Origin of the sequence: Pseudomonas sp. FP2196 (assembly GCF_030687715.1) — a bacterium.
GTDB lineage: Bacteria > Pseudomonadota > Gammaproteobacteria > Pseudomonadales > Pseudomonadaceae > Aquipseudomonas.
The window spans coordinates 5,035,065-5,048,941 of sequence record NZ_CP117445.1 but is presented as its reverse complement, the minus strand read 5'-3'; the positions used below and the strand labels follow the sequence as shown (position 1 = coordinate 5,048,941).

The 13,877-nt window shown below is 58.4% G+C and carries 14 protein-coding genes; 9 read left to right on the top strand and 5 right to left on the bottom strand.

Annotated elements, in window-relative coordinates; translation table 11 throughout:
* Positions 1-26: 26 nt before the first annotated feature.
* Together PSH79_RS22540 and norR are read right to left on the bottom strand one after the other, a co-directional pair.
* Positions 27-929 (bottom strand): chemotaxis protein CheV, encoded by a 903-nt coding sequence (locus PSH79_RS22540; protein WP_187677981.1) that lies wholly within the window; start codon positions 927-929, stop codon positions 27-29.
* Positions 930-1,122: 193 nt separating this feature from the next.
* Positions 1,123-2,679 carry a nitric oxide reductase transcriptional regulator NorR gene (gene norR / locus PSH79_RS22535; protein ID WP_305439693.1) on the bottom strand — a complete coding sequence of 519 codons (1,557 nt, stop codon included), beginning with the start codon at positions 2,677-2,679 and terminating at the stop codon, positions 1,123-1,125.
* Between the two features lie 164 nt (positions 2,680-2,843).
* Between norR and hmpA the strand changes: the two genes are divergently transcribed.
* The 9 genes from hmpA to PSH79_RS22490 all read left to right on the top strand — a co-directional run bounded on the left by hmpA (position 2,844) and on the right by PSH79_RS22490 (position 11,800).
* Positions 2,844-4,025, top strand: a complete 1,182-nt coding sequence (gene hmpA / locus PSH79_RS22530; protein ID WP_305439692.1) for an NO-inducible flavohemoprotein — start codon at positions 2,844-2,846, stop codon at positions 4,023-4,025.
* A 217-nt stretch (positions 4,026-4,242) separates the two neighbouring features.
* The gene (locus tag PSH79_RS22525) at positions 4,243-4,803 is read left to right on the top strand and encodes an ester cyclase (protein ID WP_305439691.1); all 561 of its coding nucleotides are present in this window, start codon (positions 4,243-4,245) and stop codon (positions 4,801-4,803) included.
* A gap of 25 nt (positions 4,804-4,828) precedes the next feature.
* Positions 4,829-5,338: a disulfide bond formation protein B gene (locus PSH79_RS22520; RefSeq protein WP_187677977.1), complete on the top strand. Its 510-nt coding sequence runs from the start codon at positions 4,829-4,831 to the stop codon at positions 5,336-5,338.
* 825 nt (positions 5,339-6,163) lie between these two features.
* Positions 6,164-7,105 carry a ubiquinol oxidase subunit II gene (cyoA, locus tag PSH79_RS22515; RefSeq protein WP_095191601.1) on the top strand — a complete coding sequence of 314 codons (942 nt, stop codon included), beginning with the start codon at positions 6,164-6,166 and terminating at the stop codon, positions 7,103-7,105.
* Positions 7,106-7,108: 3 nt separating this feature from the next.
* A complete protein-coding gene (gene cyoB, locus PSH79_RS22510; RefSeq protein WP_042560959.1) occupies positions 7,109-9,139 on the top strand; it encodes a cytochrome o ubiquinol oxidase subunit I in 2,031 nt (676 codons plus the stop codon).
* 3 nt (positions 9,140-9,142) lie between these two features.
* Positions 9,143-9,766, top strand: a complete 624-nt coding sequence (gene cyoC / locus PSH79_RS22505; RefSeq protein WP_305439687.1) for a cytochrome o ubiquinol oxidase subunit III — start codon at positions 9,143-9,145, stop codon at positions 9,764-9,766.
* Positions 9,766-10,101: a cytochrome o ubiquinol oxidase subunit IV gene (gene cyoD / locus PSH79_RS22500; RefSeq protein WP_007916940.1), complete on the top strand. Its 336-nt coding sequence runs from the start codon at positions 9,766-9,768 to the stop codon at positions 10,099-10,101. Before cyoC ends, cyoD begins: the two co-directional genes overlap by 1 nt.
* 10 nt (positions 10,102-10,111) lie before the next feature.
* Positions 10,112-10,999, top strand: coding sequence for a heme o synthase (cyoE, locus tag PSH79_RS22495; RefSeq protein ID WP_187677974.1), 888 nt, complete (start codon positions 10,112-10,114; stop codon positions 10,997-10,999).
* 309 nt (positions 11,000-11,308) lie between these two features.
* Positions 11,309-11,800 (top strand): RidA family protein, encoded by a 492-nt coding sequence (locus tag PSH79_RS22490; protein WP_305439685.1) that lies wholly within the window; start codon positions 11,309-11,311, stop codon positions 11,798-11,800.
* Between the two features lie 69 nt (positions 11,801-11,869).
* Here PSH79_RS22490 and PSH79_RS22485 read toward each other — a convergent pair whose 3' ends face one another.
* The 3 genes from PSH79_RS22485 to PSH79_RS22475 all read right to left on the bottom strand — a co-directional run bounded on the left by PSH79_RS22485 (position 11,870) and on the right by PSH79_RS22475 (position 13,835).
* Positions 11,870-12,574, bottom strand: coding sequence for a hypothetical protein (locus tag PSH79_RS22485; RefSeq protein WP_305439684.1), 705 nt, complete (start codon positions 12,572-12,574; stop codon positions 11,870-11,872).
* 132 nt (positions 12,575-12,706) lie between these two features.
* A complete protein-coding gene (locus tag PSH79_RS22480) occupies positions 12,707-12,874 on the bottom strand; it encodes a hypothetical protein (RefSeq protein WP_370872554.1) in 168 nt (55 codons plus the stop codon).
* 55 nt (positions 12,875-12,929) lie between these two features.
* Positions 12,930-13,835 (bottom strand): LysR family transcriptional regulator, encoded by a 906-nt coding sequence (locus PSH79_RS22475; RefSeq protein WP_305439683.1) that lies wholly within the window; start codon positions 13,833-13,835, stop codon positions 12,930-12,932.
* Positions 13,836-13,877: the final 42 nt, after the last annotated feature.

Sequence of the window (13,877 nt, the reverse complement as noted above, 5' to 3'; positions counted from 1 at the left end):
AAAAAGCAATACGTCTCGGCCAACACTCAGTGCCCGTTGGCGGCGACGTGTTTGGCCGCTTCGATCAGGCGCTGAGTCAGTTCCGGCGAGGAGAACTTGGTCAGCACCGCGTTGGCCCCGGCCAGTCGGGCTTTTTCGCTGTTCATCGCGCTGTCGAGCGAGGTGTGCAGCAGCACGTAAAGGTGGGCGAAGTCCGGCGTCTCGCGCAGGGTGCGGGTGAAGGCGTAGCCGTCCATCTCGGACATTTCGATGTCGGAGACGATCAGGTTGATTTGCTGTGCGGTCCCTTGCAGGTCGAGCAGGCAGTCGATGGCTTCCTTGGCGCTTCGCGCGGTGTGGCATTGCAGACCGAGGTTGCGCAGGGTGTGCACCGATTGCTGCAGCGCTACCTGGCTGTCGTCGACCACCAGAATCCGCGCGTTGCCGAGTACATCGGCGTCTTCCATGGACAGGTCGGTCGGGGCCATTTCGATCTGCGCCGGGGCGATGCTGTGGATGACTTTTTCGATGTCCAGCACTTGCACCAGTGTGCCGTCCACTGAGGTCACGCCAGTGATGTAGGCGCGTGAGCCGCCGGAACCGAACGGCGGTGGCTTGATGTCGGTGGTCAGGCAATGGACGATCTTGCTCACGGCCTGCACGTGCAGACCCTGCTTCGAACGGCTGACGTCGGTGACGATCAGGCAGCCGCCGTTCGGGTCTTCCAGTGGACGCTCGCCGATGGCGCGGCTGAGATCGATCACCGACAACGAAGCGCCGCGCAGGGTCGCAATGCCTTTAACGTGTGGGTGCGACTCCGGCATTTTGGTCAGCGGCGGGCAGGGGATGATTTCACTGACTTTCAGCAGGTTGATCGCCATCAGCTTGCCGCTGCGCAAGGTAAACAGCAGAAGCGAAAGTGAGTCTGCGCGGGCTTTGGTGGAGGACATAAAAACCTTCTCTGGAAAAAGGTGATGGGCGAGGGTGGAAATCGCCAAAAACTATTGATGCCGGGTTATCGACTTGTCGGGGGCAGGCTTTAGTGCCTTTGGGCAGTTGAAGATCAAAAGCTCACAGCCTTCGGCAGCTTCTACCGGGACAGGTGATCTCTGTAGGAGCTGCCGAAGGCTGCGATCTGTGCTTTTATTTCATCCCCAACCGCTTGGCCATGCGCCCCAGATTTGCTCTATCGAGCCCCAACTCCCGCGCCGCACTCGCCCAGTTATCCTGATTGCGCTCCAGCGCTGCACTGATCAATCGCCGCTGATATTCCTCGGTCGCACTGCGCAAATCCCCGCTGATCAACGGCATCGCCGCGACAACCCCGGCAACCGGCTCAGCCGAGTTATCCACAACCTCGCCCGGCAGATCCAGATCCGCCGCACTCAGGCTAAGGATCTTCGGCCGCACCTTGCAGTTGCCCAAGGCCTTCAACGCACTGCGGCCGATCAAGTGTTCCAGTTCGCGCACGTTGCCCGGCCAAGTGTAGGCGAGCAGGGCTTCCTGAGCGTCGCTGGTGAGCCGCAGGCTGTTAAGGCCCATGCGCGAGCGGTTCTGTTCGAGGAAGAAACCGCTGAGCAGCAACACATCCCTCCCGCGATCACGCAGGGCCGGCACCCGCAACGGGTACACGCTCAGACGATGATAAAAGTCGGCACGGTAGCGGCCACTGCGCACTTCTTCGGCCAGATCGCGGTTGGTCGCGGCGATCAGGCGCACGTCGACCTGATGCTCCTTGTCCGAACCCAGGCGCTGCAACTGGCCGCTCTGTAACACCCGCAGCAACTTGGCCTGCACGGTCAGCGACAACTCGCCGACTTCATCGAGAAACAATGTGCCGCCATTGGCCAGTTCGAACTTGCCGCGCCGGTCGTTGGTGGCGCCGGTGAAGGCGCCGCGCACGTGGCCGAACAATTCGCTTTCCACCAGTGTGTCCGGCAAGGCGGCGCAGTTGAGGCTGATGATGGGTTTGTCGGCACGCTTGGAGGCGGCGTGAATCGCTTGGGCTACCAGCTCTTTGCCGACCCCGGTTTCACCCGTGATCAGCACGGTCAGATCGCTGCCGCCGACCAGATTGATTTCTTCCACCAGATGTTTGTGCGCCTTGCTCTGGCCGATCATTTCGCGGTTCTGCTGACCGCTGGCCTGACGGTAGACCTCGGCGCGCTGATGCTCGTCTTCAGCGCGGATCGCCAGGCGCTCGATGCGCTCGGCGGCGTTGACCGTGGCCGAGGCGAGGCTGGCGAAGGCTTGCAGGGCGTCGAGTTCGATCGGCTCGAAGCGCTCGGGGTCGAGAGCGTCGAGAGTGATCAAGCCCCAGAGCTTTTCATCGACAAACAACGGGCAGCCGAGGCAATCGTGGACTTCGAGGTGATCGTCCAGTCCATCGACCAAACCGTCGTAGGGGTCGGGCAAATCGCTGTCGGCGGCAAACCGGGTCGGGCCTTTACCTGCCAGCAACACCTCAAAGCGCGGGTGTTCGCTGACTTTGAAACGGCGGCCCAGGGTGTCAGTGCTCAACCCGTCGACTGCCAATGGCACCAGCGATTCGCCGTCGAGGCGCAACAACGCGGCGGCATCGCACGGCAGCAGGGCGCGCATGGCTTCGAGCAGGCGTCGGTAGCGCTCACCCTCGGGCAGTTCGCGTGAGAGGTCGGATACGAGGGGAAGCAAAGCGGTGAGCAGGGATTTGGCGGACATGGCTTTGTAGTCAAAGAGACAAGATGTAGTCGGGATGACTATATAAGGCTTTGAGTCGATTTGACTACAATATTCTCAAGTTACTGATTTATATGCATTAATTAGTTGGCATGGAAACTGATAAGCCTTAGGTAACTTTTTCATGAAGCTCAGGAGTCACCCTTATGCTCAGCGTCCAGGATCGTGCCATCATCAAATCCACCGTGCCCCTGCTGGAAAGCGGCGGCGAGGCGCTGATCACGCACTTCTACCGCATGATGCTCGCCGAATACCCGGAAGTGCGCCCGTTGTTCAACCAGACGCACCAGGTCAGTGGGGACCAGCCGCGTGCGTTGGCTAATGGCGTGCTGATGTACGCACGGCATATCGACCAGCTCGACCAGTTGGGCGATCTGGTCGCGAAGATCATCAACAAGCACGTCGCTCTGCAAATCCTCCCAGAGCACTACCCGATTGTGGGTGCCTGCCTGCTGCGCGCCATCTCCGAAGTATTGGGCGAAGAGATTGCCACGCCGCAAGTCATGAGCGCGTGGGGCGCGGCTTACGGGCAATTGGCCGACATTCTGATCGGCGCCGAGGCCGCTATCTACGAGCAGAAAGAGCAAGCTGTCGGCGGCTGGCGCGGCGCCCGGGAGTTCATTGTGGCGGCCAAGGTCGAGGAGAGCGCGGAAATCACTTCGTTCTACTTTGAGCCAGCGGACAAAGGCCCGATCCTCGCGGCCGAACCGGGTCAGTACATCGGTATGAAGCTGTTCCTCGACGGCGAAGAAATCCGCCGTAACTACTCACTGTCGGCGCTGGCGAACAACGGCCAGTACCGCATCAGCGTCAAACGCGAACCAGGCGGCCGTGCCTCCAACCACTTGCATGATCAACTGCATGTTGGCGCGAGCATTCAGCTGTTCCCGCCATCGGGTGAGTTCACCCTGACCACCAGTGACAAGCCTTTGGTGCTGATCAGTGGCGGTGTCGGCATCACCCCCACGCTGGCGATGCTGGAAGCGGCGCTGGAGACTGAGCGCCCGGTGCACTTTATCCACTGCGCGCGCAATGGCAGCGTCCACGCGTTCCGCGATTGGATCGATGGCTTGGCGGCGCGTCATCCACAACTCAAGCGTTTCTACTGCTACGCCGAAGACGACGGCGTGAGCCCGGCGGCGGACAAGGTCGGGCTGTTGAGCGAGGAGTTGCTCGGCGAATGGCTGCCGGCGCAGCGTGACGTCGACGCTTACTTTCTTGGGCCGAAAGGTTTCATGGGGGCGATCAAGCGCCACCTGAAGGCGCTGGGTGTGCCGCAGAAGCAGAGCCGTTATGAGTTCTTTGGACCGGCGTCTGCTTTGGAGTGATCTGAAACCGCGTCGCCTTCATTCGCGAGCAGGCTCGCTCCCACAGGTTTGTGTTCAACGCAGATCCAATGTGGGAGCGAGCCTGCTCGCGAAGGCCGTTACGCGGTCTCTATTATTAAATTCTGTTTAAAGGTTAATCGTTTCTTAACCGGTTTATCGTTTATTCCCCGATGCTGATGATAGGCGCTCGTTCGTTTACCTGATCAGGATCGCCCTCATGTCGCACCTCACCTTGTCCCGTCATTTCAGCCTTGCCGCTCTGGGCCTGTCGGCCGCTTTGCTGGCCAGTCCGTTTGCCTCTGCCGAATCGGCCTTGATCACACCGCAGACCCTGATTGTCGATCAGAGCCTGCCCAAGGCACAGGCGCAAGCCATGGAGCTGGCGGCGCGGCGTTATGGCAGTTTCTGGAACAGCGGTGAAGAGGCCTTGGCCACCGCCGCCTTGTCGCCGCAGTTTGTCGACAAGACCCCACCCGAAGGTCGGGTGCAGGGGCCGACCGGGCCATTGCTGGCGTCGAAGTTTTTTCGCACGGCGGTGCCTGACTTGAGTTGCGAGATCGAGCAAATGATCGTCGCCGGTGATCGCGTGGTAGTGCATTTGCACTTTCGCGGGCATTTCACTGGCACGTTCAAGGCTCTCAAAGGGCAGGGGCAGCGTGTAGACTTCCGGGCAACCGATATCTATCAGATCGACAACGGTCGCATCGCGGCCAATTGGCATATCGAAGACAACATCAGCCTGATGGCGCAACTGCAAGCGCAGCCGCCGGCCAGCTGAACCATGGACATATAAGGGAAACGCGATGAGCGAGGAAACGATTCGACTGGGACGTGAGCGGCGCTTTCTGGTGCTGCTGGGCATCATCTGCCTGGCGTTGATAGGGGGCGCGCTGTACATGCAGATCGTGCTCGGCGAGGCGCCGTGCCCACTGTGCATCTTGCAGCGCTATGCGTTGCTGCTGATCGCGCTGTTCGCGTTCATCGGCGCGGCCATGCGGACCAAGCGCAGCATTACCGTGTTCGAAGCGCTGGTGGTGATTTGCGCGATTGCCGGCGCCGGTGTGGCGGGGCATCACGTGTACACCCAGTTCTATCCGGCGGTGAGCTGCGGTATCGATGTGTTGCAGCCGATTGTCGATGATCTGCCGCTGGCGAAGATCTTCCCGCTGGGCTTCCAGGTCGACGGTTTCTGCTCGACCCCGTACCCGCCGATCCTCGGTCTGTCGCTGGCGCAATGGGCGCTGGTGGCGTTCGTGCTGGTGGTGATCCTGGTGCCGCTGCTGACCTCGCGTAACCGAAAAGCACTGCGCTGAATCAACTATTCGGCTCATTGGCCGATACAGAAAACGCCTCGATTTGCGTATCAGCAAATCGGGGCGTTTTGCATTTCAGAGTGTTTGTGAAAACACCGTGACGAATGGCAAGGGAGGGTGCGGCAGATGTGCGACATGTTGTCACACAGGCCGTGTCGCAGGCCGTCGCAGCGACACGGATTGGTGCGCTGTTACAAAAAAGGATTGGTCAGTTTCATTGATTTTTGGCTTTTGCACGCGTGTGCCAGATCAGGCAGTTTTAACAAGCGCAGGCAAATGGCCAGAAGCCTTGGAGTATCGGGCTTTGCGCTGATCGGGCATTCAGTAAATGCCTTCAGAGCTGTCTGAACTGAGGCGTGTACACCTACAAAATTTGGTGTTTTTGTTGAGAATCGATTTCGATAACATGCGGCACTTTTGCAAAAATGGCGATGGATTGTTGCTCGAACGGATAAAAATTATTTCGGGATAAGACATGGTGTATAGGGCGCTACCTATCTACAATCGCCCGCACTGAATTCCCGGCACTGTTCAGCCTTTATTAAGGAGGCGAGCAGGAAGTCGGGTGTCGAGTAAGTCGTGAGGCTTTCAAGACACCCAGGTGTCGGTGCCTTCCAACTTTCCGCACCAAATGGAATTGGTCTGTAACAAGGCCTTTGACCACGAATTCGAATAAGAACTGACCGCTGTCCCAGGTTTTGTCGAGCGTCTGACGCGCGACGGGCGGCCCTTATTCAATCCAAAGAAAATGCCAACCCTTGGCAGGGTGAAGTGTTGGCGATCAAAACCCAACTGCATTGCGCAAGCTGCTTTAGAGGTCGTGAGATGAGTAAAAACAGGTACCCCAGATTACTAGGCCTAGTGCCGCTGCTCGGCACGTTGTTGCTGGGAGGCTGCAACATGACCTTGCTCAATCCAACGGGCCAGGTTGGCCTGGAACAGCGCAACCTGATCATCACCGCGACCCTGCTGATGCTGTTGGTTGTGGTGCCGGTCATCGTCATGACCTTCCTGTTCGCCTGGAAGTACCGCGCCTCCAACAAAGACGCCATCTACACCCCGAAATGGTCGCACTCGACCAAAATCGAAGTGGCTGTCTGGACCATCCCGGTGCTGATCATCATTGCCCTGGGTTACATCACCTACATTTCGACCCACGAATTGGACCCGTATCGTCCGATTGAATCCGACGTCAAGCCTGTGACCATCGAAGTGGTCGCGCTGGACTGGAAGTGGCTGTTCATCTACCCGGAACAAGGCATTGCCACGGTCAACAAGATCGTGTTCCCGGCGCACACGCCAATCAACTTCAAGATCACCTCCGACGCCGTGATGAACTCGTTCTTCATCCCGGGTCTGGGCGGCCAGATCTACGCGATGGCGGGCATGCAGACCAAGCTGCACCTGATCGCTGACCGTAACGCTGAAATGGACGGTATCTCCGCCAACTACAGCGGCGCGGGTTTCACCGGCATGAAGTTCAAAGCCATCTCAACCACTCAGGAAGATTTCGACGCCTGGGTCAGTGAAGTCAAGAAGTCACCTAAACAGCTTGATCAGGCTGAATACGCAGCCCTTGCCAAGCCGAGCCAGAACAACCCAGTCGAGCTCTACTCCTCGGTCACGCCGAACCAGTTCCAGATCATCGTCGACAAGTACGAAGGTATGAAGCCGGGCAAGCCGCTGAAGCACGAGAAGAAAGAGAAAGAAGTGGCGGCCACGGAAATTGACTCGAGTTCGCATTCAGCTGCCGGGGCAGAGGAGTAAACGATGTTTGGTAAATTAAGTTGGGAAGCAGTCCCATTCCACGAGCCGATCGTGATGGTGACCATCGCCATGATCGCCCTCGGTGGTCTGGCGCTGTTCGCTGCAATCACTTACTTCAAGAAGTGGACTTACTTGTGGACCGAGTGGCTGACGTCGGTCGACCACAAGAAAATCGGCGTGATGTACATCATCGTCGCCATGGTCATGTTGCTGCGCGGTTTTGCCGACGCCATCATGATGCGTACCCAGTTGGCCATGGCCACCGAGGGTTCGCCTGGCTACCTGCCGCCTGAACACTATGACCAGATCTTCACCGCTCACGGTGTGATCATGATCATCTTCATGGCGATGCCATTCTTCACCGGCCTGATGAACCTTGCAGTGCCGCTGCAGATCGGCGCGCGTGACGTTGCCTTCCCGTTCCTGAACTCCCTGAGCTTCTGGCTGCTGGTGTCCGGCGTTGTGCTGATCAACCTGTCCCTGGGCGTCGGCGAATTCGCCAAGACCGGTTGGGTTGCCTATCCGCCGCTGTCGGGCCTGCAATACAGTCCTGGCGTGGGGATGGATTACTACATCTGGGCGCTACAGCTATCCGGGTTAGGTACGACGCTGACGGGGGTCAACTTCCTGGCCACCGTGCTGAAAATGCGTACCCCTGGCATGAAGCTGATGGACATGCCGATCTTCACCTGGACCTGCACCTGGGCTAACGTCCTGATCGTGGCTTCGTTCCCGATCCTGACCGCTACCCTGGCACTGCTGACCCTTGACCGTTACATGGATTTCCACATTTTCACCAATGAACTTGGTGGCAATCCAATGATGTACGTCAACCTGTTCTGGGCCTGGGGCCACCCTGAGGTATACATCCTGATCCTGCCGGCATTCGGCATCTTCTCGGAAGTGATCTCGGCGTTCACCGGCAAGAAACTGTTCGGCCACCACTCGATGATCTACGCTTCGGGCGCGATCTCGGTACTGGGCTTCATGGTTTGGCTGCACCACTTCTTCACCATGGGTTCGGGTGCAAGCGTCAACGCCTTCTTCGGTCTGGCGACGATGCTGATTTCCATCCCGACGGGTGTGAAGCTATTCAACTGGCTGTTCACCATCTACCAGGGCCGTCTGCGCTTCACCAGCCAGGTTCTGTGGACCCTGGGCTTCATGGTGACCTTCGCCATCGGCGGCATGACCGGCGTACTGCTGGCCATTCCGGGTGCTGACTTCGTTCTGCACAACAGCCTGTTCGTGATCGCGCACTTCCACAACGTGATCATCGGCGGTGCGGTATTCGGTTACATCGCAGGTTTCGCGTTCTACTTCCCGAAAGCGTTCGGCTTCAAGCTGCACGAAGGCTGGGGTAAAGCAGCGTTCTGGTTCTGGATCTCCGGCTTCTTCGTCGCGTTCATGCCGCTCTATGCACTGGGCTTCATGGGCATGACCCGTCGTCTGAACGCCACCACCAACCCTGAGTGGGTACCGTACCTGTACGTTGCCATGTTCGGTGCGGTGATGATCGCTGTCGGTATCGCTTGCCAGCTGATCCAGCTGTACGTGTCGGTGCGTGACCGCAACAAGCCAGAGAACGTTTGCGATCACGGTGACCCGTGGAATGCGCACACCCTGGAATGGTCGACCTCGTCGCCACCTCCGTTCTACAACTTCGCTGTGCTGCCTAAGGCTGACTGCATCGACCCGTTCACCGAAGCCAAGGAAAACGGTACTGCGTACCAGCGTCCGGCCAAGTACGAGCCGATCCACATGCCGAACAACACCGCCACTGGCGTAGTGATGGGCGCGCTGTTGACCGTCTTCGGTTTCGCGATGATCTGGCACATCTGGTGGCTGGCAATCGCGAGCCTGGTAGGCACTGTCGTCTACTTCGTGATCCACGCTGCACGTGACGACCAGGGCTATATGGTTCCGGTTGAAACGATCGAGCGCATCGAAGCCGAGCAGCACAAGCGTCTGGTTGCGGCAGGGAAAATCCCGGCCGGTGCCACCCGTGTTGAAACCTCGTTGGAACAGGCTTAAACCATGTCGAATTTAGTGACCAATGCCGGACACGCCCATGGTGACCATGGGCACGATGACCATCACCACGACTCGGGCGAGATGACCGTATACGGTTTCTGGCTCTACCTGATGACCGACTGCATTCTGTTTGCGTCGATCTTCGCGGTGTACGCAGTACTGGTAAACAACGTTGCCGGTGGCCCGTCGGGCCACGACATCTTCGAACTGCCATACGTGCTGGGCGAAACCGCTCTGCTGTTGTTCAGTTCGATCACCTACGGCTTCGCCATGCTGGCGTTGTTCAAAGGTAAAAAGCAGCAGGTTCTGGGTTGGCTGTTCATGACCTTCCTGCTCGGCGCCGGCTTTATCGCCATGGAGATCAACGAGTTCCACCTGCTGATCTCCGAGGGCTTCGGTCCTAGCCGTTCGGGCTTCCTGTCCGCGTTCTTCACCCTGGTCGGTACCCACGGTCTGCACGTATCCGCGGGTCTGATCTGGATGGGCATCATGATGTACCAGGTCAACAAGCATGGCCTGACGGCGACCAACAAGACCCGTCTGAGCTGCCTGAGCCTGTTCTGGCACTTCCTGGACGTGGTGTGGATCTGCGTATTCACCGTTGTTTACCTGATGGGGACTCTGTAATGGCTAATGCACACTCCCATGACAGCCATGATGCTGGCCACGGCAGCGTAAAGTCGTACGCCATTGGCTTCATCCTGTCGGTGATCCTGACCGTCATCCCGTTCGGCCTGGTGATGTACCCGAGCCTGCCGAAGGCGACGACGCTGGCAATCGTTCTGCTGTTCGCAGTGATCCAGGTGATTGTTCACCTGTATTACTTCCTGCACCTGGACCGTTCCATCGCTCAGCGTAACAACGTGATCGCGTTTGTCTTCACGGCAATCGTGATCGTGCTGCTGGTTGGCCTGTCGCTGTGGATCATGTTCAGCATCCACACGTACATGATGGCGAAGTGAGGTAGACCCGATGTCGCTCAAGCACTTTATCCAAATCACCAAACCGGGGATCATTTTCGGTAACGTGCTTTCTGTGGCAGGCGGGTTCTTCCTGGCCTCGAAAGGGCATGTCGATTTGGCCGTGTTTCTGGCAGCCATGATCGGCACCTCCCTGGTTGTAGCCTCCGGTTGCGTGTTCAACAACTGCATCGACCGCGACATCGACCTGAAGATGGAACGCACTAAAAACCGGGTGTTGGTTCAGGGCTTGATCTCCCTGAAACTGGCCCTGGTCTACGCGACCATCCTTGGTGTTCTCGGCGTTGCATTGTTGTACAAGGTGGCCAACCCGTTGGCCGCCCTGTTCGCCGTAATCGGCTTCGTGATCTACGTCGGCTTCTACAGCCTGTACCTCAAGCGCAAGTCGGTTCACGGCACGCTGGTGGGCAGTCTGTCGGGCGCCATGCCGCCAGTGATCGGTTACGTCGCCGTAACCAACAGCTTCGACATGGCCGCGCTGGTCCTGCTGGTGATGTTCAGCCTGTGGCAGATGCCGCATTCCTACGCCATCGCGATCTTTCGCTTCAACGATTACCTGGCCGCATCGATTCCGGTGTTGCCAGTGAAGCGCGGGATTCAAGTGGCCAAGAAGCACATCCTGCTCTACATCCTGGCGTTCCTCGTGGCGACCTTGATGCTGACCTTCAGCGGCTACGCCGGCATGAGCTACCTCGCCGTCGCCGCGGCCATGGGCATGTACTGGTTGTACATGGCCTGGACCGGCTACAAGGCAGTGGATGACACGGTCTGGGCACGCAAGCTGTTCGTGTTCTCGATCTTCACCATCACTGCGTTGAGCGTCATGATGTCCCTGGACTTCAAGGTGCCGAGCGAGTTGCTGCTGACGTACGCGCCGTAAGGCTCAAAGGCTTGAAGAAAAACCCCGCACATTGAGAGATGTGCGGGGTTTTTTGTTGCGCGGATTATGCTGATTTGATGTGCGGCCATTCGCGAGCAGGCTCGCTCCCACAGGGAATATGTGATCGACGCAGATCACATGTGGGAGCGAGACTGCTCGCGAATCGCAACGTCACTGAATTTGCTGGGTTGCCGGTTGCAGACTTCCGGTAAACCCCCTAGATTTGGATCCAGCCATAACGGTGATAGCGCCACGCCATTCCACAGGTGCTCGACTGTTATTCACGCATCAATCAAAAGGCTGGGCGAAATGACTGAGAGGATGACCTGCGACGAACGCTTCATTGCCCTGGCACAAGAGCTCAACTACGACATCTACGGCGAGAACACCGCCGGCGGCAATTACGCACCGCTGATCCGTCATCACGATGAGCTCTACATCAGCGGCATGGTGCCGCGCACGCACGGCAAGATTCAGTACCCCGGTCGGGTTGGCCTGGAGTTGACCCTCAAGGACGCGCAGGCCGCCGCCAGCATCAGTGCGATGCGCTGTCTGGCGTTGATCGTCGATGCGGTGGGGTCGCTGGACAAGATCCGGGCGTTGTTGCGGGTCACGGTGTACGTGAAGTCCACCCCTGACTTTGTTGACCTGAGCGAGGTGGCCAACGGCGCATCGGATGTGTTCAGTCATGTGCTCGGCGATGCCGGGCGGCACACGCGCACCACGATCGGTGTCTATCAGTTGCCGAAGAACGCGGCGATCGAAGTCGACATGATCGCGGCGTTGCACGCCGACGCATAAACCGCACGTTGGACAACAAAAAGCCCCGCCTGAATCTCAGAGCGGGGCTTTTCTGTCAGCGTTGCCGTATTACTGCGCGGCGATGCTGTAGCCATCGAACGCGGTCTGCTGTTGCAGGGCGGTGATGATGTTCTTGCGGTTGACGGCCTGCTCGGTGCCGGCGTTGTCGACGAAGACTTCGCTTTCCAGTTCCGCTTCTTCGCCTTCACCGACGAAGGTGAAACCGAGGAACTCCAGCGCTTCACGGTCAACGCTCAGGCGCGAACGTGGCGTGCGCAGTGGCAGGGTCACACTGCTGCCGTCCTTGCTGATGGTGAAGATTTCGACTTCTTTCTTCGCCCGTGCCGCTTTGCTCTTGCCGCCGCTCGGGTTGCTGATCGCCTGATGCGTCTGGTTCAGCACTTTGAGCGCCAGACCGTAGACGATTTCCTGGAACGCCGGATCGTCCTTGAAGCTGGACAGGATTCGGCCGATCGAGAACTTGCTGCTCAGGTCTTCAAGTGCGGCAATGTCCGCAGCTTCGGCGTCCTTCAGGGCCTTTAGTTCACCCATCAGTTCGTAAGCCTTGTCGTCGTCGAAGCGGTCGTGTGCCTGACGGATCGCGGTGCGCAGTTCGCGGATCTGGTCGCTTTCGCGGGTCGACTGAAAAGCGTCCAGCACCATCTCGCTGATTATTTTGGCTTGTGGCAGGTGTTGTGAAAGATTGATGGAGTTTTCGTATTCCGCTTTGGACGATTCGGTGACTACGGATTCAGCGGTGTTGAAATCGGACATTGAAATTTCACTACTTTTTAACTTGAGTGGAGATGAGCAAGCACGGGGGCTCTTTCAGGTCGACTAATTTAGGGGAGTGGGGTGGCGTTGTCACGGAGCAACGGGTCGGTGGTCGAGGTTTTTTCCCTGTGATCAGCGCATGCCCTGTTTCAAGCGCGCGGTGCACTGAGAGTTCTGGTTCAAATGGGCAAAATATTCGGCGGCGCCTGTGCGATGTCCCCAGCCATGCAGGCCTGGAAAGAGCCTGACCGATTCCACTTCGGCGGGCTGCAGGTCGCGTACGGTGAGTGCCTTGTTCATTGGCTGTCGAGTCCTTTGTCAGCGTTGCGTTGAGTCGGGTTCCGGGTGTCCTTCGTCAGGATCTGCCCCATGCTTTCATCGCGAACTCGACAAAGCGCCGCAGCTTCGGCAGTCGGTAGCGATCCGGGGCGTAGAGCAGGTGCAATGGGCGGCTGGGCGGTTGGTAATCGGGAATGACCGTGACCAGTTTGCCGTCGCGCAGATCCTGTTCCACCAGCGCGTCAGGCAGCATCACGATGCCCATGCCGGTGCGTGCGGCCTGATGCAAACCGGCGGAGCTGTTGATCAGCATCGGGCCGCTGACGTCGACCATGATTTCTCCGTCCGGACCACTGAGGCGCCAGCGCTTTTCCACTGATTGCCAATCATCGCCGGTAGGGTAGGCGAAGGACAGGCAGTCATGCTGTTGCAGGTCTTGCGGTGTGAGGGGCATGCCGCGTCGTGCCACATATTCCGGCGATGCGCAGACCGTCAGGGTGTAGTCGATCAATGGCCGCGCAATCAGGTTGGACTGCTCAAAGTTTCCCAGCCGGAAGGCGACATCGAGGCCGTTTTCCATCAGGTCCGGGCGGCTGTTGGTCAACACCACGTCGAGTTTGACCTGCGGCCATTGCAGGGAAAACTCACTGAGCGCCGGAGCCATGCGTTCAACGCCGAAGGTCAGGGGAGCGGTAATGCGCAGGATGCCACGCGGCTCATCAAGGGTCTGTTCGGCAAGTCGTTCGGAGTCCGCCACCAGCCCCAATACATCCAGACAGCGCTGGTAATAAACGCTGCCGAACTCGGTAAGCCGCTGCCGCCGAGTGGTGCGTTGCAGCAGTTGCACGCCGAGCCGTTGCTCCAGGGCTCGCAGGTGATTGCCTACCATCGTGGTCGACATATCGCACTGCAACGCGGCTGCCGTCATGCTCCCGGCTTCGACCACCTTGACGTAAACGCTCATCGACTGGAACAAATCCATTATCAAGCTCAGCTTATAAATGATTGAAGTTTTACCGAGTTT